Consider the following 21,691-nt stretch of genomic DNA (forward strand, 5'->3'; position numbering starts at 1 on the left):
CTCTTCGCAGCATGAAAAACGGGCCTTTTGGCCCGTTTTTTTTATCCTGCTACCTTAACGCTCGCAGCGGCCTCTTTCGCTCTTGCCACGGCGTCGTCAACATTATCCCCGGTGGCTAATGCCACGCCAAGACGACGGGTTCCCGCGATCTCCGGCTTGCCGAACAAGCGGACCTGCAGGCCTGCGCCCACGGCACCTTCTACGTTATCAAACGTCACGTTCTGGCTGGTGAGCTGAGGCAGGATCGCTGCCGATGCTGACGGGCCGTACTGTCGAATGCCGCCAACGGGCAGGCCGAGGAAAGCGCGCACGTGCAGGGCGAACTCGGAGAGATCCTGCGAAATGAGCGTCACCATGCCGGTATCGTGCGGGCGAGGGGAGACTTCGCTGAAAATCACCTCGTCGCCGCAGACGAAGAGCTCCACGCCGAACAGGCCGTAGCCGCCCAGCGCCAGCACCGTCTTGCGGGCGATCTCCTGCGCGCGCGACAGCGCAAGGGCGCTCATCTGCTGCGGCTGCCAGGATTCACGGTAGTCGCCGTCTTCCTGACGGTGACCAATCGGATCGCAGAAGTGGACGCCGTCAACGGCGCTGACGGTCAGGAGGGTAATTTCAAAATCAAACTTCACCACGCCTTCAACGATAACCCGTCCGGCCCCGGCGCGACCGCCCTGCTGCGCGTAGTCCCAGGCGCGGTCCAGCGCGCTGCTGTCGCGGATATAGCTTTGCCCTTTACCGGACGAACTCATCACCGGCTTTATGATGCACGGGTAGCCAATTTCCTCCACGGCGTGAAGAAACTCGGTTTTGTCACCGGCAAAACGGTAGCTGGAGGTGGGGAGCTGGAGATCTTCCGCCGCCAGGCGACGAATGCCCTCCCGGTTCATGGTCAGCTTCGCGGCTTTCGCGCACGGAACAACGCGCTGGCCTTCCTGCTCTAGAGCGATCAGCGTATCTGTGGCGATGGCTTCGATTTCAGGCACCACGAAATGAGGCTGCTCTTTCGCAATAAGCGCGCGCAGCGCCTCACCGTCAAGCATGTTAATCACGCAGGCGCGATGGGCAACGTGCATCGCAGGGGCGTCGGGGTAACGATCCACGGCAATCACTTCAACACCCAGGCGCTGGCACTCGATGGCCACTTCTTTACCCAGTTCACCCGATCCCAACAGCATAACGCGCGTCGCGGCAGGACGCAGCGCAGTTCCTAAAAGAGTCATCATAATCCCCCTGAAAAAGTTGCGGGGAGTATAAACGAAAACGTTTGCGCGTGTCTTGTCAGGGACATCAGCGGCGTGAGGAAATTTGCGCTTCTTTAGCGCCAACAGACATTTCCTGACGTCTGCTCGCTTAGTCTGTGAAGCATATGCACTGCTAAGTGAGGGAAATCATGTCAGGCTGGTTAAATCAATTGCAATCCATGCTGGGTCAGAAAGCCGGGGCGTCTGGCGAGCAGGGGCTGAGCAAGCTGCTGGTGCCGGGCGCACTCGGCGGGCTGGCGGGCCTGCTGGTCGCCAACAAGTCATCGCGCAAGCTGCTGGCAAAATACGGCACCGGCGCGCTGCTAGCGGGCGGAGGGGCCATTGCCGGGACCGTGCTGTGGAATAAATACAAGGATAAGGTACGTACCGCGCATCAGGACGAACCGCAGTACGGGCAGCACGTCTCGCCGTTGGATATCCGTACCGAAAGGCTCATTCTGGCGCTGGTGTTTGCCGCGAAAAGCGACGGGCATATCGACGACAGAGAACGCTCTGCAATAGAGGAACAGCTGCGTGAAGCCGGTGTTGAAGAGCAGGGCAGAACGCTGGTCGCGCAGGCCATTGAACAACCCCTTGACCCTCAGCGTCTGGCGCAAAGCGTCAAAAACGAGGAGGAGGCGCTTGAGCTTTACTTCCTGAGCTGCGCAGCCATCGATATCGACCACTTTATGGAGCGTAGCTACCTAAACGCGCTGGGCGATGCGCTGAAAATCCCTCAGGAGGTTCGGGAGGGCATCGAAAAGGATATTCAGCAGCAAAAACAGACGTTGCAGGGCGTGTAATTAACCCATGAGGCCACGTTTCGCTTGCATCATGCGTGGGTTTTGCCACCCTTATAGGGTGTAAAACTCATAAGTAAGATGACATGCCACCGAAAGCCCGACGTACTCCATATGCGATCGTTACGCATGGCGATACGCGTATAGACAACTATTACTGGCTACGGGACGATTCGCGTTCCGAGCCAGCCGTCCTCGACTATCTGCACGAGGAGAATGATTATGGCCGCAGGGTCATGGCCAGCCAGCAGGCGCTGCAGGATAGGTTGCTGAAGGAGATGGTAGAGCGCGTTCCCCAGCGCGATGTCTCCGCGCCCTGGACCAAAAACGGTTACCGCTACCGCCATATCTATGAGCCAGGCAACGAATATCCCATCTACCAGCGTCAGTCGGTCCTGAGTGCCGAATGGGACGCGTGGGAAATTCTGCTTGATGCCAACCAGCGCGCCGCCCACAGCGAGTTTTATACGCTGGGTGGAATGTCAGTTTCTCCCGACAACGCCATCATGGCCCTGGCAGAAGACTACCTCTCGCGCCGCCAGTACGGTCTGCGTTTCCGCAACCTTGAAACAGGGAACTGGTATCCGGAAATGCTGGATAATGTTTCACCGGATTTCGTCTGGGGGAATGATTCCGAAACGGTTTACTACGTTAAAAAGCATGCTTCAACGCTGCTGCCGTATCAGGTATGGCGGCATACCGTGGGCACGGCCTCTACGGATGATGAACTGGTTTATGAGGAGAAGGATGAGACGTTTTATGTCAGCCTGCACAAAACCTCTTCGCGCCACTATGTGATTATCCACCTCGCCAGCGCCACCACCTCTGAGGTCATGCTGCTGGACGCGGAACTGCCGGATGCACAGCCGCTGTGCTTCCTGCCGCGTCGTAAAGATCACGAATACAGTCTGGATCACTTCCAGCACAGCTTTTACCTGCGCTCGAACCGGGAAGGTAAAAATTTTGGCCTGTACAAAACCAAAGTGCGCGACGAGCGAAAATGGGAAGTGTTAATTCCCGCGCGGGAACAGGTCATGCTCGAAGGGTTTACCCTCTTTACCGACTGGCTGGTGGTGGAGGAGCGCCAGCGCGGGCTGACCAGCATTCGGCAAATCAACCGCAAAACGCGAGAAGTGGTCGGGATTGCCTTCGACGATCCGGCCTACGTCACGTGGATTGGGTTTAACCCTGAACCCGAATCGTCGCGCCTGCGCTATGGCTATTCGTCCATGACCACGCCGGATACCCTGTTTGAGCTGGACATGGACACCGGCGAGCGCCAGGTGATTAAACAGGCTGAGGTAAAAGGATTCGATTCCGATAATTACCGCAGCGAACACCTGTGGGTTATCGCCCGGGACGGCACGGAAGTGCCCGTGTCGCTGGTTTACCACAAAGCGTACTTCACCAAAGGTAAAAACCCGCTTCTGGTATATGGCTACGGCTCCTATGGGTCCAGCATGGATGCAGATTTCAGCGGCAGCAGACTGAGCCTGCTCGATCGCGGTTTCGTGTTCGCTATTGCCCATATACGCGGCGGCGGAGAGCTGGGGCAGCAGTGGTATGAGGATGGTAAATTCCTGAAAAAGAAAAATACCTTCAACGACTACCTCGACGTCTGCGACGCGCTCATTGATCAAGGCTATGGCGATCCGACACTCTGCTTCGGCATGGGCGGCAGCGCGGGCGGCATGCTGATGGGGACCGTCATCAATCTGCGCCCGGATCGCTTCAAGGGCATTGTCGCTCAGGTCCCGTTCGTGGATGTGGTAACGACCATGCTGGATGAGTCTATTCCGCTGACCACCGGTGAATTTGAGGAGTGGGGTAATCCTCAGGATGAAACCTACTATCGCTACATGAAGGACTACAGTCCGTACGACAACGTTGAGGCAAAAGCCTACCCGCACATGCTGGTAACCACCGGCCTGCATGATTCACAGGTGCAATACTGGGAACCGGCGAAATGGGTGGCGAAACTGCGTGAACTGAAAACCGACGATAATCTGCTGCTTCTCTGTACCGATATGGACTCGGGGCACGGCGGGAAGTCGGGGCGATTTAAATCCTATGAGGGCGTCGCCCTGGAGTATGCCTTTTTGATTGGCCTGGCGCAGGATACGCTGCCAGGCCGTGCGGAAAGTCAGGCTTCGCCGAGGTAGTGTCTCAGCGTCAGGCGAAGCTCCGGGCTCATTCTGTCTAGGTTGTTATACAGCCAGCGCAGGTAGCCCGGATCTTTATCCGCGACCTCTGACACCGGCTTCCCGCGGTATTTGCCGAAGGTGAAGGTGGTCAGCAGCGCAGGGCGTCCCGTGATGGTCGCCATATCGTCTGGCGTCCAGCCGGACGTGTTCATGATGTCAATCAGCAGGGCGGCGGTGATGTAGCAGTCATACAGCGCGCGGTGATGATGCAGCCCCTCCGGCGTCCGGACGCTGAGCTTGCGGGATTTATACAGCGCCATATTGCTGTATTTAATCCCCGGCCAGAGGCGGCGCGCGAGCTTCATCGTACAGATCCATTCCCCGGGCATTTCCGGCAGTACCCGTCGATCGAAGCTGGCGTTGTGCGCCACATACCACGGGCTGCCGAAGTAGTGAGGGATGATCTCCTCAATCCACGGCTTATCCGCCACCATCGATTCCGTAATGCGGTGGATCGCCATTGCCTGCGGGCTAATCGGGCGGTCGGGGCGTACCAGGTGGCTCATTGGGTTAACTATCTTCCCGTCAATAACGTCGACGGAGGCCACTTCCACAATCCCGCCCTGGAGATCGCAAGTTTCGGTATCGATGACGCGCAGCATTGATCGCTCCTGACCATAAAACGCTTAGCCTAAAGGAATGATATCGCCTTGCCAACCCTGTCTGCTGAGAGAACCCGTCAATAACAGCTCGCCTTTATCCGCCCGGACAATCAGCTGGCCCTTTTCATCCCACAATGCGCTACCGCTGCGGGCGTTAGCCATTAACACCGCAATGGCGTATTTGTGGGCAAACCGCTGTAAGGTGCCAATTGACTGCCGCAGGTGATTCTCTCCTACCGCCTGAGAGCTGGTGAACAGGGTGGCCTGCGGATCGATGTTTGGCGATTCCGCATGCGGGTCGATAATGGTGAGCTGTTTGTCGCCGGGAATGAGGCTTGCACCGCTGCCCTGAGGATAGCGGCGGATGGTGTCGAGATGCGGCGTGAAGAGCGCGAGTCCTTTATGACGCTGGCCTTGCTGGAGGAGCGTCAGGCCGGCAATCACCGTAATGTTGCGCGATTGCGCAGCGTGAAGCAGAGGGGCAAGCTGCAGATCGTCTGGCGGTGCGGGCAAACCGGCTTCACCGGGGCCTGTTAACGAGAGTTCTGGAAAAACCAGCAAATTGCACGCCTGTCGCGCCGCTTCGTCAATGAAGCGGAGATGGTGCGCTACGTGGTCATCTACGCTGAGGTGCTGCCCGCCATACTGGGCAGCGGCAATATTCCATCGTGACATCGTGACTTCCTTATACACTGAGTCGCTGAGATTTAAGAATACACCTAAGTTAATCAGGGTTTTCTTATCCTGCCATAATCCGTGTAAGGAAATGTAACGTGTCGTTAAGCTTACTTAACTTTCGGCTCGTAAGGCAGCCGCGAGAGGTTCACCGAGGCGAGACGGTGCGCAATCAGCCGTTCGCGGAACCAGTCGCGCAGGTGCGCGGGTTGTTCACGCTCGACGACTTCAGCCACGATGGGCATGTTGTAACGCTCTTTGAATGCAACGCCAGCGGCAGCGAGATCGACATTCACTTTATCCATCTCGTCCTGAGGAAGGGCGGCCAGATTGATCTTCATTACCTTCTCCTTTTTATGCGGCGGCAACGTTACCGCGATTGCACGACGATGACAAGCGGAGGCAGGATGATCCTCGACTCGCTTATTATACAGAGTTATTCTTTGCCATACAGGCATAACAAAAAGGAATGATTGTGATGGGTATCTCCTCGTCCCGCGCGGTTTGCGCGCTGGCTTTTCTTCTCTCATCGGCAATGACGCCCGCCGCGCTGGCGCATGCCCACCTTAAGCAGCAATCACCGGCCGCGGATTCTCACGTGGCTGCACCTCAGGCGCTGACGCTGAATTTCTCTGAAGGCGTCGAGCCTGCGTTTAGCGGCGTGGTGGTGACGGATGAAAAGCAGCGGGTGGTTAAAACGGGTGCCGTGACGCGGGATCAACACGATACGTCTCAGCTCACTATCCCCCTGGATCAAACGCTTTCAGCCGGTACTTATCAGGTTGACTGGCACGTGGTTTCGGTTGATGGCCACAAAACCAAAGGCAGCTATCGCTTTAGCGTGAAATAACATGCTGGCATTACTTTATGTGGCGTTGCGCTTCATCCACTTTGGCGCGCTGATGCTGATGTTTGGCAATGCGCTCTACAGCGTCTGGTTTGCGCCTTCCTCTCTGCATCGCCTGATGTCGCGACGGTTTCAGACCCAGCAGAAAATCGCCGCCGCGATCGGCCTGGCCTCTGCGCTCCTGATGTTCGGGGTTCAGGGCGGGCTGATGGCTAACGGCTGGGCGGATGTGTTCAGCCCGGATATCTGGCGCGCCGTGCTGGGGACGCAGTTCGGCGGCGTCTGGCTATGGCAAATCGTTCTGGCTGCCATCACGGTGGGGGCGGCATGGCTTGCCCCGCTAAAGGGGGCGCGCATGCTGTTGCTCGCTATGGGGCAGCTCGTGCTGCTCGCAGGGGTAGGGCATGCCGCAATGAACGAGGGGGCCACCGGCGCGCTTCAGCGCCTCAACCATGCCGTTCACCTGCTGTGCGCCGCGACCTGGCTGGGGGGCCTGCTGCCGCTGCTGTTCTGCATGCACCTGGCGAAAGGGCGCTGGCAGACGGCTGCCATCTACACCATGATGCGCTTTTCGCGCGTGGGGCATTACGCCGTCGCGGGCGTGGTGCTGACCGGCGTTATCAACGCGCTGTTTATCCTGGGGATCCACGTTCCCTGGCAGACGGGCTACGTCCAGTATCTGTTGTTCAAATGTGCGCTAGTGGCATTGATGGTGGTAATTGCGCTGGCGAATCGGTATTTTCTGGTGCCACGGTTTCGTCCGGGAGCCGGGCGGGCACAGCAGATTTTTATCAGAATGACACAGGCAGAAGTGGTGCTAGGCGTGCTGGTGCTGGCAACGGTCAGCCTGTTCGCGACCTGGGAACCGTTTTGACAAGGTTAAAATCATATGAAAAAGACAGTACTTTCTCTCTTATTACTGGCCTGCACGGGCAGCGCATTCGCTGCGCCACAGGTGATAACCGTCAGCCGTTTTGAAGTTGGCAAGGATAAATGGGCGTTCAATCGTGAAGAGGTGATGCTGACCTGCCGTCCGGGACATGCGCTGTATGCGATCAACCCCAGCACGCTGGTGCAGTACCCGTTAAACGATACCGCCGAGCAGCAGGTGGCCAGCGGTAAAAGCAGCGGGCAGCCGATAAGCGTCATCCAGATTGACGACCCGGCAAATCCGGGACAGAAGATGAGCCTGGCTCCCTTCATCGAGCGCGCAGATAAGCTCTGCTAGCGTTCTGGTTTCCAATAAAAAACCGCAGATGCTGGCGAAAGCACTGCGGTTTTTTACTTTTAATGATGCTCTGACGCTTTTTTTCAGGCCGCTTTAGCTGTGGACTGGAAAACCTGGCGTCGTCATCTATTCTTAAAAGGCAAGGCGATTTAGCCTGCATTAATGCCAACTTTTAGCGCACGGCTCTCTCCCAAGAGCCATTTCCCTGGACCGAATACAGGAATCGTATTCGGTCTCTTTTTATCTGTATGAAAGCTAACGAGTAATCCCTTCGCAGACTTTCTCACAGGGAGCACATCCTGTGCCTCTCCATCAAACATAACACAACACGGCGGGCGGAAGTCCAGCCCTTTTTGCCTGTTTTGTTAAATAATTGTGTATAGCTAACGAAAGTCGCTGCCCGGGCTAAAAGCGAGATTTCATTGACGCTTCTATTTCGTCGAGCAGTTCGAAGCGGCGGCGATATTCGGCGCGCTTTTTACTGGCGATCTCTTCGAGCGACTTGCGCTCCATCTGCAGCGGCAGCTGCCAGCGGAAGGCGGAGAGCTTTTTGCCTTCGATAGAAGCCCAAAATTCATCGTAGCTGGCGTGGAAGTGGCGGCCTTTGCTCAGGCGATAGCGCAGCGCGCGGAAGATGTGTCCTTCATCGCTGACGGCATAAATGGCCTTGATGCCGGAGAGCGTCGCCAGCTGGAACAGGATCTCCATCAGCACGCGCTTGGGGAACAGACCGTGGCAGGCGCGAGTTGCCAGCTTGATCGTATCGCGGGATACGCTGCGGCGCGGGCCCTGCAGGCCACCGATAATCAGAACGGACTGGCCGTTTTCACGCGCGACGCAAAAGGTCAGGCTGGCAAGCAGGGTATTTTCGTTGTCGCGCAGCCACAGCGTGCATTCCCCCTCGCGCTCCGCTTTGCTGGCATTCATGGCGTTGACGTTATAGGTAACGCCATCTTTGGCATGGAACTCAACGATAGACCGCTCTGTCGGGCCGGTTAACGCATTGACCAGATCGGCGTCCTTCAGAGAGTCAATCCACTGATAGTGATGAATGATGGCGTCTGCGCGCGCGTTGGCGTTCATGCCACGCATCAAATACTGGCGGTGGGTTTTGCTTGGGAGCGTGATCTGCGACGCCAGCAGCCGATCAAAATCGTCGCGGCGGGACAGGGCGTCCAGCATACGGTGCGTGGAGGACCAGAAGAGCATCGAGCGTAACCAAAATTTCAGTCGATACTCGCGTTTTTGCCAGATTGGGCCTGGAACGCGTTTCCCTTTCACCAGATCGGAAATGATAGTTGTTCGATGCGCTGATGATACATCGTTTTGCAGGCGCGAATTGGACACGTGAAAACCTCAGATTTTATGCGATGCATATTTTAGGGGGCATGCAAGAGCGGATTAATACATATGAAATCTTTATTTATCCCTAGTTTACTATTTGTTTAACTTTGTAAATAGCACCGCTACGCTGAATTTTTTCTGTAGCCGCTATACTCCAGAGAGGAGGCTTTATGTATCAGCGAATCGATGGCGGGAAGTGGCGTCACGTCTGGGTTGTGAGCGATATACACGGCTGCTTCCAGTGGCTTATGGATGAACTCAGGCGCCGGCATTTTAGTCCTTACGAGGATTTGCTTATCTCGGTGGGGGATCTCATCGATCGCGGGCCGGACAGCGTTAAATGCCTTGAGCTAATGAATGAAGCGTGGTTTTGTGCGGTACGTGGAAATCACGAGCAAATGGCGCTCGACAGCCTGCAGGGTAATGACGTTGCCCTCTGGACGATGAACGGCGGAATATGGTTTGCACGCCTTGAGCATGAACAGCAGAAGCGGGCGCGGACCTTACTCGAGGCTTGCCGCGGTTTACCGCATATTATCGAAATAACCTGCGCTAACGGCCTGAACGTCATCGCGCACGCTGACTATCCTGCCGCTGAATATGAATGGAACAAACCCGTGAGCGCACGGCGCGTACTGTGGGATAGAGACCGGTTAACGGGCTTTATGGCGGGTAAAGGGCAGGGGATTGGCGGAGCTGACCATTTCTGGTTTGGGCATACGCCCGTGGATAAGCGTTATGATTTTGGCAATCTGCACTACATTGATACCGGCGCTGTCTTCGACGGTTACTTTACGCTTGCCCAGCTGCAATAATAAATAACCCGCCTTCGGGCGGGTTCTTTTTAGATCATGCAAGGCGCATGACCCAGGCATCGGTGCTGCTATCGTAGTGCTTACGGTATAGAACGGAATGTTCGCCATCAAGAATTGCCGGGACGCTGGTATCGTCGTCCCAGGCATCCAGTTGCATGCACAAATCCGGGTCGGATTTGCAGGGAATACTTAACGTTCGATCGCCCTGTGCTTCGCCGCGCAGTTCTGCGTCGTCGATTTCAAAAGCGCCAATACGCACGCTGGTTTTCGTCATAGTGCTCTCCGGGTTTGGTGTCAAAATCTGGTATGACCAGTATGGCCACCCATTTTTGATCCTAGACAAGGAGCGCGAAAGCGCCAGTAAAAAAGTGCGCTTTTTTCAGTCCGTGCGATCGTTACCGGTAAACAGACGCCCGTCTCTGACCAGCTCGCGCGGGTAGCTGTTTTTTAGCCGCGACCCCACCTTTTTCGCCAGCCCCAGCGGATATCCCTGATACGTCACGATCGCTTCATCCTGCTGCGGCGTGCTTTCAGGGTATACGTCGCGCCCGCGATACCACTCCTCGGCTTCCTGATGCGTCAGGGCAAAAGTGTTTTCGCTTCCGGCCAGGGCTATGACGGCCTCGTGCTGCCAGCGATAGCCTTTGTTGTGAACCTCCGCCAGGCGAATACCCAGACGGGAAAAGCGCACTTTGCCAATCAGCGGTTCGATATGGCTCGGGAAAAGCCAGATCTCCTTGTCACGCGTCCAGAGACGCAGGCTGTCGTCCCAGTTCAGGCCAACCTTGCCGGCGGCGGTTTCCGCCTGCGCGGCTTCGCGGCCCTTAAGCGGCGTAAACGGGAACTTGCCCACCCTGAACGTCGGTGCGGGCAGCGGATCGATCGCGCGGGTTTTGCGCAGGCGGGCCACAAAGAATCCTTCGCAATCGTAAATCTGCGGGAAAACGTGCAGGAATCCTTCCGGCGTGACGGCCTCTTTTGCCGTGTCGAAAAGATCGTTCAGAGGCAGGATCTCGACGGCATCCGGATACTGCGCCTTCAGCCACAGGCAGACGTCCTCGTTTTCATCGCGGTTTAGCGTACAGGTTGAATAAACCAGCGTACCGCCAGGCCTCAACGCATGAAACGCGCTGTCGATCAGCTCGCGCTGGGTGGCGGCGATGTCCAGATTACTTTCTGTCGACCAGTTTTTTAACGCATCAGGATCTTTACGCACCACGCCTTCACCCGAGCACGGCGCATCCAGCAGGATTGCGTCAAAGGCTTCCGGCAGGGCGGCGCCAAAGACGCGGCCGTCAAAGTGGGTCAGGGCAACGTTATGTATCCCGCAGCGGCTGATGTTGGCGTGCAGCACCTTGACGCGGCTGGCGGAAAACTCATTGGCGAGGATAGCGCCTCGGTTGCCCATGCGTGCGGCGATCTGCGTGGTTTTCGACCCCGGCGCGGCGGCGACGTCCATCACCCGCTCAGGTGCGTTATCATCCGCAAACAGCGCGGCGACCGGCAGCATTGAGCTGGCTTCCTGAATATAAAACAGTCCGCTCAGGTGTTCGGCGGTGCTGCCCAGCGGCAGGGCGTCGTCGTCTTCACGCTCGATCCAGAAACCCTCTTCACACCAGGGCACCGGCGTGAGCTGCCAGCGATAGGGCGATACCAGCGTCAGAAAATCGGCAACGCTAATCTTAAGCGTGTTAACGCGAATGCTGCGGCGCAACGGCCGCTGACACGCGGCGATAAAATCGTCGAAGGAGAGATGAGAAGGAAGCGCCTCGCGCATTTGCGCCAGGAATTGTTCAGGAAGATATACGGAGTTTTGAGCCACGGGCACACCACAGGGAAAATTTCAGGTGCGCAGTGTAGCATAAAGGCTCCGGCGCGTTGACACCGGAGCCTTGCAGATTAACGCGGCAGGGCGGTTCCCCACTCGCGCCACTCTTTCGGTTCGCTTTCGAGCAGCAGGAAGTGTTTACCCGGCTGCGCCTTCGGCGCCAGCGGCGTACCCGGCGGTGTCGCAAAGGCGATGCCGCCGCGAATGAACTGGTTGAAGGTCCCGGTTTTCACTACCCCTCCGGTCAGGCCGAAGTCCAGCGAATAGCCGGATGCCAGCCAGAACACCGAGTTGTTTCTCACCAGGTGCTGATAGCGCTCGCTGATGCGCAGCGCCACCATCACGCGGTCTGACAGCGTGCCCAGGTTCAGGCCCGTTACCGTCCCCACTTCGATACCGCGGAACAGCACCGGCGTACCGATGGCCAGGCCACCCGCTTCCGGTACTTCCACCACGATGCTCAGGCCGTCAAGATAGCGTGAGTCTGTGATCGTAGCTTCCTGCAGCTCGAAATCGCGGCGTGCGTTGCCGCGTCCCGGCTCGACGTTAATGTACGGCTGCAAAATGGTGTCGAGATGCTCAACGCCTGCGGCAGAAATCTGCGGCGTCACCACCGAGAAACGTGAGCCTGACCGGGCAAAGGTCTGAACGTATTCAGGGTAGAGCACGGCCGTGGCCTGCACTTCGTTGCGCGCCGTGATCAGCGTCAGCTTCTGGATCTGCCCGATATCAATGCCCAGATAGCGAATCGGCATTCCTTCGGCCAGCTTGCCTGCATCGAAAGCGTGCAGGGTAATCTGTCCGCCCACCGCGCGCGCCGCAGTTTCTGACGGGAAGAGGATTCGCTTGTCGCCCTTGCGCATATTGCCGCCCGCGCCGGGCAGATTATCGAAGCTAATTGCGCCGCGCAGCGCACGGGAGAGAGGGGAGGCCTGGACGGTTAGCCCGCTGCCGTTCAGCTGGACCTTCGCGCCGCCTTCCGCCCAGAAAACGCTGTTTTGAGTCAGCAGCTTGCGATATTCCGGCTTGATGTGCAGTTCGATATCAAACGCATCCGCGCGAGGACGCACGGTGATCACTTCGCCCACCTCGAACTTGCGGTAGAGCACGACGGAGCCCGCCTGCACGTCCGGCAGCGTTTCGGCACTTAACGTCAGCGTGGTGGTCGGCAGGTCGCTCAGGCTGTTTTCAATCGCCTTGTCCAGATTGGCATACAGCGGATAGCTGTCGCGCAGCGGGCCTTTGTTGCCTGGCAGGATGCGTATCCCGCCGTTGACCCATTCGCTGGCGCTGGCCCCGAGGAACTCCACGCCGTCCAAACCGACCTTCACGTCGACGCGGCTGTTGACGACAAACTTGCTGTCGCCATGCACCAAATCGCTATACTGCGGATCGATGGCCGCAGAGAAGGAGACGCCTTTCTCGGACAGCTTGCGATCGAGCACCTGTCCGACCTGCACGCCGTGCAGGATGAGCGGCTGCCCGGCCTCAATCCCGTAGCTTTCCGGGGCGGTCAGCGTGACCGTCAGCACGCCGGGTTTTTGCAGAAGCGCTTTATCCGCCGTGGCGATGACGAAATTATTGCTCGGGGGACCTTCGCCTGGAATAAGCTCAAAGGTGCTGCCGGTCAGCAGGCTGCTGATGCTGGCGTCGCTAAGCGAGAGCTTTGGACTGCGCATTTCAATGCGCGTTTTCTCGCGAAGCAGATCCACTACGCTCGGATCGACGGTCATTTCCCCGGTCACAGACCCGCCGGGGTTAAGCGTCATTTTGGTCAACTGGCCGACCTCTAATCCCTGGTACATCAGCGGGGTTGAACCTGCTTTCAAGCCCTTGGCGCTGGGCAGGGCGAGCTTCACAATCACGCCCCGCTGGCTGTGGGCCAGATCCGCATACAGCCCGAAGGTGTCATCGGCAGTGGCTGGATTCGAGCCTTCAGGCGAATCGAAAGCGATCGCACCGTTGACCAGCGCGGCCAGGCTTTCGAGCTTCACTTTTGCACCGCTCAGGCTCAGGTCGGCATCTACGCCTGAAACGTTCCAGAAGCGGCTGCCTTTCTTAACAAGATTGGTGAAGCGGCGTTCGATCAGCACGTCGATGGTGACGCCCTGTTTATTCGGGTTAATGGCGTAGTCATACACGCGGCCAACCGGGATCTTGCGGAAATAAACCAGCGATCCGCTGTTCAGAGAGCCAAGGTCGGGCGCCTGCAGGTGGATCATCAAATCGCCGTTGTTGAGCCGGTATTTGGGCTGCGTATCCAGGGCAACAAAGTGATCCTGCGGTTCACCTTTGCCCGGCATCATGCCGATGTAGTTACCGCCCACAAGCGCGTCTAGTCCGGAGACACCGGCCAGAGAGGCTTTAGGCGTCACCAGCCAGAACTGCGTTTCGCTGCGCAGGGCATCCTGCATGTCAGATTTAATGCTGACGCGCACCTGAATTTTGTTAAGCCCTTTTCCAAGGGAGATGTCCTGGACCGTACCCACTTCAACCCCCTGGAAGCGAACCGGGGTTCGCCCGGCGACGATGCCGTCGGCGGTCTGGAAATCAATGGTGACGGTACTTCCGCGATCTTCATAGCTCGTCCAGATAAGCCAGCCTGCAATCATCAGCGCAATGACAGGCAGCAACCAGAATGGCGAAATGCGGCGTTTTGTTTTAATTCTCGCTTCAGTCGGCGAAGCGGGCGTTTCCTGACTCATGTGCATCCCAAAGTAAGCGGCTATCCAGCCATTCCACAGCAAGAATAGTCAATATCACCGCAGAGCCGAAATAAAAAGCCGCGGGTCCCATTGTAAAAGCAAGTAACTGGTCGCGGTTAATCAGCGACATCATCAATGAAATGACGAACAGATCCAACATCGACCAGCGGCCAATCCAGGTAACGAATCTCAAGAGCAGAATGCGGGTGCGTAAGCCCTGCTCGCATTTAAAGTGAATGCTGATAAGCAGGGTAAACATCACCACCACTTTCGTAAACGGCACCAGGATACTGGCGATAAAGACAATTGCGGCTACCCCGATGTTACTGTGTCCGAGGGAGATGATCCCGGAAAGGATAGTATCTTCCTGACGCGCACCATTCACGTAAATTATGGAAATCGGCAGTACGTTGGCAGGGATCAGGAACACCAGCGAAGCAATCAGCGCCGCCCAGCACTTTTGCAGGCTGTTATTGCGTCGGTGCCTTAGTGGGATATGGCAGCGCGGGCAGCGGCCGCGGGCATCCGGCAGCCCGGTATAATGACATCCCAGACAGACCCGCAGGTTTTCATTCGGACGCGTGGCAGGGCGCTGCGGGTAAAATCGTTCCCATAGCTGTTCCACATTGAGATGGATCAGGGTGAGAATGCTTAATAATACCAACGATATAAAGGCGAAAAGGCCAATGCCGGGCTGTAAAAACGCGTAGTCCTGCACCTTGATTGACGCGACGCCTACGCCTACCAGATAGATGTCCAGCATGACCCACTCTTTCAGCTTGTCCAGCATCAGCAGGACGGGGCGCAGGTTCATTCCGAGAATGTTGCCAAACCACAGATAGGCTATCGCGGCGACCAGCACCAGCGGCGCGCCGACGGTGCAGAACAGCACCATTGCGGCCGTTAGGGGATCGCCCTGACGCGTCATTTGCCAGATGCCCTGCAACACGTTGGCATCAATACGTACCCCCAGCAGGTAGAGCTTTAGCAACGGCTCGCTCCACGCAAACGGCATAAGCAGAAGCATGGTGACCGCCATAGCGGCGAGCCGGGTTAAAGACCAGTCGCGCCCGTCGCGGATTTTTGCATCGCAGCAGGGACAAAAGGCACTTTGATGCGATTTCATCTTCGGCAACATAAAAAGCGTATCGCACTGAGGGCAACGCTGATAATGTGCACGCGGCAGGGCTTCACTTACCGTATGGATGGTGATTTTTTTGGTCGGCGTAATGTGGTTTGTTTTTAAGGCCATCAGCTGCGCATAGATAAGTATTGTTAGAAGTTATAATAACTCATGATCTGATTCATCTTGAGCATGAGCGCATTTAATGCTTATTTTAATAGGCTATGCGGTAATTTTGTAAGACAACTAAGTGATTGAAGAATGAACAAAACAGAATTCTACGCGGATCTCAACCGCGATTTTAAGGCATTGATGGCGGGTGAAACCAGCTTCTTAGCCACTCTGGCAAATACTAGCGCATTACTGTTTGAGCGTCTGTCCGACGTGAACTGGGCCGGTTTTTATCTTCTTGAAGGCGAAACGCTGGTGTTGGGGCCCTTCCAGGGCAAACTCGCCTGCGTGCGTATCCCCGTTGGGCGCGGCGTGTGCGGTACTGCCGTTGCTACCAATGAAGTCCAGCGCGTGGAAGACGTGCACGCATTCGACGGGCACATTGCCTGCGATGCGGCCAGTAATTCTGAGATCGTTCTTCCGCTGGTGGTGAAAAATCAGATTATTGGCGTTCTGGATATCGACAGTACGGTCTTCAGCCGCTTTACGGCAGAGGACGAACACGGGTTGCGCGAGCTGGTGTCTAACCTTGAAAGCGTGCTGACAGTAACCGATTATCACAAATTCTTTGCGAGCGTCGCAGGATAATCAACGGATAACGTAGCATTTACTGATAGCGTCATTATAATGTCGCCTGTTCATGCCTGCGCTTGTTGGCAACGTCCGTTGTAATCAGGAAATTTCATGGAAAATCAACCTAAGTTGAATAGCAGTAAAGAAGTTATCGCATTTCTGGCCGAGCGTTTCCCGCAGTGCTTTAGCGCTGAAGGCGAAGCTCGTCCCCTGAAAGTCGGTATTTTTCAGGATTTGGTGGCGCGCGTTGAGGGGGAAATGAACCTCAGCAAAACTCAGCTTCGCTCCGCCTTACGTCTTTATACTTCAAGCTGGCGCTACCTGTACGGTATTAAAGCCGGTGCAACCCGTGTCGATCTCGACGGTAACCCTTGTGGTGAACTCGACGAGCAGCACGTTGAGCACGCGCGCAAACAGCTTGAAGAAGCCAAAGCACGCGTTCAGGCACAGCGTGCCGAACAGCAAGCGAAAAAACGTGAAGCCGCTGCGGCAAACGGCCAGGAAGACGCGCCTCGTCGCGAGCGCAAGCCACGTCCTGCACCGCGCCGTAACGAGAATAACGATCGTAAACCGCGTGCTGACAAACCAGCAGCAGCTAAAGCCCCTCGCGCACCTCGTGAAGAGCCGCGCCACACCCCAGTGTCCGACATCAATGCGCTGAGCGTTGGTCAGGCTCTGAAGGTCAAAGCGGGTAACAACGCAATGGATGCCACCGTAATGGAAATCACCAAAGATGGCGTTCGTGTACAGCTGACTTCTGGTATGTCAATGATTGTACGCGCAGAACACTTGTTGTTCTGAAACGGAGGCCAAGCCTGGCATGAACACTTTTTTTAAGCTCACCGCGCTGGCGGGCCTGTTTGCTATAACAGGCCACGCTTTCGCAGTGGACGATATCACGCGTGTTGATCAAATTCCGGTACTCAAGGAAGAGACACAGCACGCGACGGTGAGTGAGCGCGTGACGTCGCGCTTCACTCGTTCGCACTATCGTCAGTTCGATCTCGATCAGGCCTTCTCGGCCAAAATCTTTGACCGCTATCTGAACTTGCTGGATTACAGCCATAACGTACTGCTCGCCAGCGATGTCGAGCAGTTCGCAAAACGCAAATCCGATGTGGGTGATGAGCTACGATCCGGCAAGCTGGACCTGTTCTACGACCTGTATAACCTGTCGCAAAAACGCCGTTTTGAACGTTACCAGTATGCGCTGAAGGTCCTGGAACGTCCGATGGACTTTACCGGCAACGACACCTTTAATCTGGACCGCAGTAAAGCGCCCTGGCCGAAAGATGAAGCCGAGCTGAATGCGCTGTGGGACGGAAAAGTTAAGTATGACGAACTGAGCCTTAAGCTGACGGGCAAAGACGAAAAAGAGATCCGTGACACGCTCACCCGCCGTTACAAATTTGCTATTCGTCGTCTGGCGCAGACAAACAGTGAAGATGTCTTCTCACTCGCAATGACAGCGTTTGCTCACGAAATCGACCCACACACCAACTATCTCTCCCCGCGTAACACCGAACAGTTCAATACTGAGATGAGCCTCTCTCTTGAAGGTATCGGCGCGGTGCTGCAGATGGACGATGACTACACGATCATCAACTCGATGGTTGCAGGTGGCCCGGCGTCGAAAAGCAAGGCCATCAGCGTCGGCGACCGCATTGTGGGCGTAGGTCAAACCGGACAGAACATGGTCGATGTGATCGGCTGGCGTCTGGACGATGTGGTTGCGCTGATTAAAGGCCCGAAAGGCAGCAAGGTTCGCCTGGAGATCCTGCCCGCAGGCAAAGGCACCAAAACCCGTATTGTTACCCTGACGCGTGAGCGTATCCGCCTGGAAGACCGCGCGGTGAAAATGTCGGTGAAAACCGTGGGTAAAGAGAAGGTCGGTGTGCTTGATATTCCTGGCTTCTACGTTGGTTTGACTGACGATGTCAAAGTGCAGCTTCAAAAGCTTGAGAAACAGAACGTCAGCAGCGTAATTATCGATCTGCGCAGCAATGGCGGCGGGGCGTTGACCGAAGCGGTTTCCCTGTCTGGCCTGTTTATCCCGTCTGGCCCGGTGGTTCAGGTGCGCGATAACAACGGCAAAGTGCGCGAAGATGCTGATACCGACGGCGTGGTCTATTACAAAGGCCCGCTGGTGGTCTTAGTCGATCGTTTCAGTGCGTCTGCGTCTGAAATCTTTGCCGCAGCAATGCAGGACTATGGCCGCGCGCTGATCGTCGGTGAACCGACGTTCGGTAAAGGGACCGTCCAGCAGTACCGTTCTCTGAACCGAATCTACGACCAGATGCTGCGTCCGGAATGGCCTGCCCTGGGCTCTGTCCAGTACACCATTCAGAAATTCTACCGCGTGAATGGCGGCAGTACGCAGCGTAAAGGCGTGACGCCGGACATCATGATGCCAACCGGCACGGAAGAGACGGAAACGGGCGAGAAGTTTGAAGATAACGCGCTGCCGTGGGATAGCATCAATGCCGCGACCTACGTGAAAGCGGGTGATATGAAGCAGTTCGGTCCTGAATTGCTGAAAGACCATAACGATCGCATCGCGAAAGATCCGGAATTCCAGTACATCATGAAGGACATTGCGCGTTTCAATGCCCTGAAAGAAAAACGGAATATCGTCTCTCTTAACTACGCTCAGCGTGAGAAAGAGAATAACGAAGACGACGCAACGCGTCTGGCGCGTGTCAACGACCGCTTCAAACGCGAAGGTAAGCCTCTGCTCAAGAAACTGGACGATCTGCCAAAAGATTACCAGGAGCCGGATCCGTACCTGGACGAGACGGTGCATATTGCCCTCGACCTGGCGAATCTCGAAAAAGATAAGCCTGCCGTACAGCCCGCACCGGCAAAATAATCTCTCAACAGGCACAAGAAATTGTGCCTGTTTTTTTTAGTTCTGCCTCCTCCCGTCAATCAGACTTTCAATTGTGTAAAGTTGTGTCTTTCTGGTGACTTACGCACCCTGAATCCTTGAAAATAGCCACAATACCCATACGATGTGGGTAATCGCATAGTGCGCTTTGTTAAACTGAGGTTAAAAGAAAATTATGATGCGAATCGCGCTCTTCCTGCTCACCAACCTTGCGGTGATGGTGGTATTCGGGCTTGTGCTAAGCCTGACGGGAATTCAGTCGAGCAGCGTTCAGGGTCTGTTGATTATGGCGCTGCTGTTTGGTTTTGGTGGCTCGTTCATTTCACTGCTGATGTCGAAATGGATGGCGCTTAAATCAGTTGGCGGTGAAGTTATTGAACAACCGCGTAACGATATGGAACGCTGGCTGATGAATACGGTTGCTCAGCAATCCCAACAGGCCGGGATCGCCATGCCGCAGGTCGCCATTTACCATGCGCCGGACATCAACGCCTTCGCGACCGGTGCGCGTCGTGACGCGTCTCTGGTTGCCGTCAGCACCGGTCTGCTGCAGAACATGAGCCGTGACGAAGCCGAAGCGGTTATCGCTCACGAAATCAGCCATATCGCCAATGGTGACATGGTGACCATGACCCTGATCCAGGGCGTGGTGAACACCTTCGTTATCTTCATTTCCCGAATTCTGGCGCAGATTGCGGCAGGATTTATGAGCGGTAACCGTGACGAAGGCGAAGAGAGCAACGGTAACCCGCTGATCTACTTCGCGGTGTCGATGGTGCTGGAGCTGGTGTTTGGTATTCTGGCAAGCATCATCACCATGTGGTTCTCCCGTCACCGTGAATTCCACGCTGACGCGGGCTCTGCGAAACTGGTTGGTCGTGAGAAGATGATCGCCGCGCTGCAGCGTCTGAAAACCAGCTACGAACCGCAGGAAGCGAGCAGCATGATGGCCTTCTGCATCAACGGTAAGTCGAAATCGCTGAGCGAGCTGTTCATGTCTCACCCGCCGCTGGATAAACGTATCGAAGCGCTGCGCAGTGGGGAATACCTGAAGTAACGCTTCAACTGACAGCAAGGCCGGGCAGAATAAACGCTGCCCGGCTTTTTTTTATGCCTGCGCGCGGGGCTGGGTGACGCGCAGCCCGCTGACGATCGCGGCGAGGGTTGCGAGCGTTCCCGCAGTCAGGAGCGCAACGTGATTGCCGTTTTGCCCCGCGAGGTTAAACATCAGCGCGACAAGTGCAGCACCGGTGCTTTGCCCGAGCAGGCGCGCCGTCCCCAGCATGCCGCTGGCACCGCCGCTGCGGTTGCGCGGCGCGGAGGTAATGATGGTGTGGTTATTCGGGGACTGGAACAGGCCGAATCCCGCCCCGCACAGCATCATGCGCCAGATAATATCCAAATCCGTGGGTGAGGACGGAAGCAATGCCAGTGCAAAAAGCCCGGTCGCCATCACGATCAGCCCCAGTGCCCCCAGCAGTCCAGCATGTACCCGCTCAATTAAATAGCCTGCCAGCGGGGCCATTACCATCGTCGCCAGCGGCCAGGGCGTTAACAGCAGCCCGGTTTCGACCTCTGAGCGACCTATTACGCTTTGCAGGAAGAAGGGCAGGGATACCAGCGCCAGCATCTGGGCGCAGAACGAACAGATGGACGTACAAATAGAAAGTGAGAAGAGAGGAATACGCAGTAAATCAACGGGTAGCAGCGGCACGGGCAATGAGAGCTGGCGGCGCACAAAGAAGAAGCCAATGACCAGCAGCGCGACAAGCTCAGCCCCGGTAAGCAGAAGAGACTGGCCCTGCGCAAAGCCGCTCAGGGCGGTAATCAGCAGGCCAAACGTCAGGGCATTCATCACCGCGCTCGGCAGGTCAAAGCGCGGCATCGCGCTTTTAGAGCCGTTTGCCGGCAAATAGCGAAGAGCAAAGAAGATCGCCGCGATACCCAGCGGAACGTTGATGGCAAACAGCCATTGCCATGACGCAACCGAGAGAATGGCCGCAGCAATTGTTGGCCCGGCGGCTGAAGAGACGGCCACAATAAAGGAGTTAATCCCCATCCCCCGGCCAAGCTGGCGCTGCGGATAAATTAAGCGGATCAGCGCAGTGTTGACGCTCATTAGCGCTGCGCCGCCAAATCCTTGCAAAATGCGGGCAACCGTCAGCGTATGCAGTGAGTCTGATAGGGCGCAGAAAAGCGAGGTTAAGGTAAATACAGCAAGCCCGCACTGGTAGACCCGGCGGTAGCCGAACATGTCGCCCAAAAAAGAGAGGGACAGGAGGGAAACGACAATGGCGATCTGGTAAGCATTCACGATCCAGATAGAACTGGCGGGTGAAGCATGCAGGTCGCTGGCGATGGTTGGCAGGGCAACGTTCGCGATAGCGCCGTCCAGAACGGCCATTGAAATGCCGATAACGATCGTAGCGATAGCGCCGTAACGCTGGGGTAACGGCAGGCCATCGGTAAGGTTTTTTTCCATGCTGGGTGAAATGCTCAAGGTGAAATTATTCTCAGGGTAACTATTTTAGCATCGTTAATTCGGTTTTATGTCGCAGATTTGTAACGAAGTAAACGAGGATTGATTGCAGGCAGCATGGCGGGAAATTATAATAAAAACCGGTTCTGATTTTTATAAAACACTCTCC

The 21,691-nt window shown here is 56.1% G+C and carries 20 protein-coding genes; 10 read left to right on the forward strand and 10 right to left on the reverse strand.

The window, feature by feature from the left end; all coding sequences use genetic code 11:
* Nucleotides 1-41: 41 nt before the first annotated feature.
* Entirely contained in the window at nt 42-1,220 is a 1,179-nt protein-coding gene (gene purT / locus E0L20_RS01050) for a formate-dependent phosphoribosylglycinamide formyltransferase (RefSeq protein WP_131632798.1), read from the reverse strand.
* Between the two features lie 170 nt (nt 1,221-1,390).
* Between purT and E0L20_RS01055 the strand changes: the two genes are divergently transcribed.
* Complete coding sequence (locus tag E0L20_RS01055; RefSeq protein WP_131632277.1) at nt 1,391-2,044, forward strand: tellurite resistance TerB family protein; 654 nt, start codon at nt 1,391-1,393, stop codon at nt 2,042-2,044.
* Between the two features lie 83 nt (nt 2,045-2,127).
* Nucleotides 2,128-4,203, forward strand: a complete 2,076-nt coding sequence (ptrB, locus tag E0L20_RS01060; protein WP_131632278.1) for an oligopeptidase B — start codon at nt 2,128-2,130, stop codon at nt 4,201-4,203.
* Here the strand turns inward: ptrB and exoX are convergent.
* The 3 genes from exoX to E0L20_RS01075 all read right to left on the reverse strand — a co-directional run bounded on the left by exoX (nt 4,185) and on the right by E0L20_RS01075 (nt 5,863).
* Nucleotides 4,185-4,847 (reverse strand): exodeoxyribonuclease X, encoded by a 663-nt coding sequence (gene exoX / locus E0L20_RS01065; RefSeq protein ID WP_131632279.1) that lies wholly within the window; start codon nt 4,845-4,847, stop codon nt 4,185-4,187. The two genes, ptrB and exoX, sit on opposite strands and share 19 nt — an antisense overlap.
* A 24-nt stretch (nt 4,848-4,871) precedes the next feature.
* Nucleotides 4,872-5,522 carry a nitrilase-related carbon-nitrogen hydrolase gene (locus E0L20_RS01070; protein WP_131632280.1) on the reverse strand — a complete coding sequence of 217 codons (651 nt, stop codon included), beginning with the start codon at nt 5,520-5,522 and terminating at the stop codon, nt 4,872-4,874.
* 110 nt (nt 5,523-5,632) lie between these two features.
* Nucleotides 5,633-5,863 (reverse strand): DNA polymerase III subunit theta, encoded by a 231-nt coding sequence (locus E0L20_RS01075; protein WP_013096102.1) that lies wholly within the window; start codon nt 5,861-5,863, stop codon nt 5,633-5,635.
* A gap of 137 nt (nt 5,864-6,000) precedes the next feature.
* On the opposite strand from E0L20_RS01075, the gene yobA reads away from it, so the two are divergent.
* The 3 genes from yobA to E0L20_RS01090 are packed head-to-tail and all read left to right on the forward strand — an operon-like array spanning nt 6,001 to nt 7,597.
* Nucleotides 6,001-6,372, forward strand: a complete 372-nt coding sequence (gene yobA / locus E0L20_RS01080) for a CopC domain-containing protein YobA (protein WP_131632799.1) — start codon at nt 6,001-6,003, stop codon at nt 6,370-6,372.
* Nucleotide 6,373: 1 nt separating this feature from the next.
* Nucleotides 6,374-7,243 carry a copper homeostasis membrane protein CopD gene (gene copD, locus E0L20_RS01085; RefSeq protein ID WP_131632281.1) on the forward strand — a complete coding sequence of 290 codons (870 nt, stop codon included), beginning with the start codon at nt 6,374-6,376 and terminating at the stop codon, nt 7,241-7,243.
* Nucleotides 7,244-7,258: 15 nt separating this feature from the next.
* Nucleotides 7,259-7,597 carry a YebY family protein gene (locus tag E0L20_RS01090; protein ID WP_131632282.1) on the forward strand — a complete coding sequence of 113 codons (339 nt, stop codon included), beginning with the start codon at nt 7,259-7,261 and terminating at the stop codon, nt 7,595-7,597.
* A gap of 405 nt (nt 7,598-8,002) precedes the next feature.
* On the opposite strand, the gene E0L20_RS01095 is transcribed toward E0L20_RS01090, so the two are convergent.
* Complete coding sequence (locus tag E0L20_RS01095) at nt 8,003-8,944, reverse strand: VirK/YbjX family protein (protein ID WP_131632283.1); 942 nt, start codon at nt 8,942-8,944, stop codon at nt 8,003-8,005.
* 167 nt (nt 8,945-9,111) lie between these two features.
* Between E0L20_RS01095 and pphA the strand changes: the two genes are divergently transcribed.
* The gene (pphA, locus tag E0L20_RS01100) at nt 9,112-9,756 is read left to right on the forward strand and encodes a protein-serine/threonine phosphatase (protein ID WP_131632284.1); all 645 of its coding nucleotides are present in this window, start codon (nt 9,112-9,114) and stop codon (nt 9,754-9,756) included.
* Nucleotides 9,757-9,790: 34 nt separating this feature from the next.
* Here the strand turns inward: pphA and E0L20_RS01105 are convergent, their stop codons facing one another.
* The 4 genes from E0L20_RS01105 to yebS all read right to left on the reverse strand — a co-directional run bounded on the left by E0L20_RS01105 (nt 9,791) and on the right by yebS (nt 15,541).
* Nucleotides 9,791-10,030 carry a YebV family protein gene (locus E0L20_RS01105; protein ID WP_131632285.1) on the reverse strand — a complete coding sequence of 80 codons (240 nt, stop codon included), beginning with the start codon at nt 10,028-10,030 and terminating at the stop codon, nt 9,791-9,793.
* Between the two features lie 105 nt (nt 10,031-10,135).
* On the reverse strand, nt 10,136-11,578 hold the full coding sequence (gene rsmF, locus E0L20_RS01110) for a 16S rRNA (cytosine(1407)-C(5))-methyltransferase RsmF (RefSeq protein WP_131632286.1): 1,443 nt from the start codon (nt 11,576-11,578) through the stop codon (nt 10,136-10,138).
* A gap of 77 nt (nt 11,579-11,655) precedes the next feature.
* A complete protein-coding gene (locus tag E0L20_RS01115) occupies nt 11,656-14,289 on the reverse strand; it encodes a PqiB family protein (RefSeq protein WP_131632287.1) in 2,634 nt (877 codons plus the stop codon).
* On the reverse strand, nt 14,258-15,541 hold the full coding sequence (gene yebS / locus E0L20_RS01120) for a membrane integrity lipid transport subunit YebS (RefSeq protein ID WP_131632288.1): 1,284 nt from the start codon (nt 15,539-15,541) through the stop codon (nt 14,258-14,260). The genes E0L20_RS01115 and yebS overlap by 32 nt, the downstream gene beginning before the upstream one ends.
* Nucleotides 15,542-15,673: 132 nt before the next feature.
* Here yebS and E0L20_RS01125 point away from each other — a divergent pair, with 132 nt between their 5' ends.
* The 4 genes from E0L20_RS01125 to htpX all read left to right on the forward strand — a co-directional run bounded on the left by E0L20_RS01125 (nt 15,674) and on the right by htpX (nt 20,100).
* Nucleotides 15,674-16,171, forward strand: a complete 498-nt coding sequence (locus tag E0L20_RS01125; RefSeq protein ID WP_131632289.1) for a GAF domain-containing protein — start codon at nt 15,674-15,676, stop codon at nt 16,169-16,171.
* A 96-nt stretch (nt 16,172-16,267) separates the two neighbouring features.
* A complete protein-coding gene (gene proQ / locus E0L20_RS01130; RefSeq protein WP_131632290.1) occupies nt 16,268-16,957 on the forward strand; it encodes an RNA chaperone ProQ in 690 nt (229 codons plus the stop codon).
* A 19-nt stretch (nt 16,958-16,976) separates the two neighbouring features.
* Entirely contained in the window at nt 16,977-19,025 is a 2,049-nt protein-coding gene (gene prc / locus E0L20_RS01135; protein ID WP_131632291.1) for a carboxy terminal-processing peptidase, read from the forward strand.
* Nucleotides 19,026-19,218: 193 nt separating this feature from the next.
* Complete coding sequence (gene htpX / locus E0L20_RS01140) at nt 19,219-20,100, forward strand: protease HtpX (protein ID WP_131632292.1); 882 nt, start codon at nt 19,219-19,221, stop codon at nt 20,098-20,100.
* Between the two features lie 51 nt (nt 20,101-20,151).
* On the opposite strand, the gene E0L20_RS01145 is transcribed toward htpX, so the two are convergent.
* Nucleotides 20,152-21,525: an MFS transporter gene (locus E0L20_RS01145; protein ID WP_131632293.1), complete on the reverse strand. Its 1,374-nt coding sequence runs from the start codon at nt 21,523-21,525 to the stop codon at nt 20,152-20,154.
* Nucleotides 21,526-21,691: the final 166 nt, after the last annotated feature.

This window comes from Enterobacter wuhouensis, assembly GCF_004331265.1.
Lineage (GTDB): Bacteria > Pseudomonadota > Gammaproteobacteria > Enterobacterales > Enterobacteriaceae > Enterobacter > Enterobacter wuhouensis.

Bases quoted from the DNA above. Each gene is read 5' to 3' on its own strand.
- E0L20_RS01125 (WP_131632289.1), top strand. From the start codon at position 15,674: ATGAACAAAACAGAATTCTACGCGGATCTCAACCGCGATTTTAAGGCA.
- E0L20_RS01090 (WP_131632282.1), top strand. From the start codon at position 7,259: ATGAAAAAGACAGTACTTTCTCTCTTATTACTGGCCTGCACGGGCAGC.
- E0L20_RS01115 (WP_131632287.1), bottom strand. From the start codon at position 14,289: ATGAGTCAGGAAACGCCCGCTTCGCCGACTGAAGCGAGAATTAAAACA.
- yebS (WP_131632288.1), bottom strand. From the start codon at position 15,541: ATGGCCTTAAAAACAAACCACATTACGCCGACCAAAAAAATCACCATC.
- copD (WP_131632281.1), top strand. From the start codon at position 6,374: ATGCTGGCATTACTTTATGTGGCGTTGCGCTTCATCCACTTTGGCGCG.
- htpX (WP_131632292.1), top strand. From the start codon at position 19,219: ATGATGCGAATCGCGCTCTTCCTGCTCACCAACCTTGCGGTGATGGTG.
- E0L20_RS01105 (WP_131632285.1), bottom strand. From the start codon at position 10,030: ATGACGAAAACCAGCGTGCGTATTGGCGCTTTTGAAATCGACGACGCA.
- proQ (WP_131632290.1), top strand. From the start codon at position 16,268: ATGGAAAATCAACCTAAGTTGAATAGCAGTAAAGAAGTTATCGCATTT.
- E0L20_RS01055 (WP_131632277.1), top strand. From the start codon at position 1,391: ATGTCAGGCTGGTTAAATCAATTGCAATCCATGCTGGGTCAGAAAGCC.
- E0L20_RS01145 (WP_131632293.1), bottom strand. From the start codon at position 21,525: ATGGAAAAAAACCTTACCGATGGCCTGCCGTTACCCCAGCGTTACGGC.
- purT (WP_131632798.1), bottom strand. From the start codon at position 1,220: ATGACTCTTTTAGGAACTGCGCTGCGTCCTGCCGCGACGCGCGTTATG.
- E0L20_RS01075 (WP_013096102.1), bottom strand. From the start codon at position 5,863: ATGAAGATCAATCTGGCCGCCCTTCCTCAGGACGAGATGGATAAAGTG.
- exoX (WP_131632279.1), bottom strand. From the start codon at position 4,847: ATGCTGCGCGTCATCGATACCGAAACTTGCGATCTCCAGGGCGGGATT.
- prc (WP_131632291.1), top strand. From the start codon at position 16,977: ATGAACACTTTTTTTAAGCTCACCGCGCTGGCGGGCCTGTTTGCTATA.
- E0L20_RS01070 (WP_131632280.1), bottom strand. From the start codon at position 5,522: ATGTCACGATGGAATATTGCCGCTGCCCAGTATGGCGGGCAGCACCTC.
- ptrB (WP_131632278.1), top strand. From the start codon at position 2,128: ATGCCACCGAAAGCCCGACGTACTCCATATGCGATCGTTACGCATGGC.
- yobA (WP_131632799.1), top strand. From the start codon at position 6,001: ATGGGTATCTCCTCGTCCCGCGCGGTTTGCGCGCTGGCTTTTCTTCTC.
- pphA (WP_131632284.1), top strand. From the start codon at position 9,112: ATGTATCAGCGAATCGATGGCGGGAAGTGGCGTCACGTCTGGGTTGTG.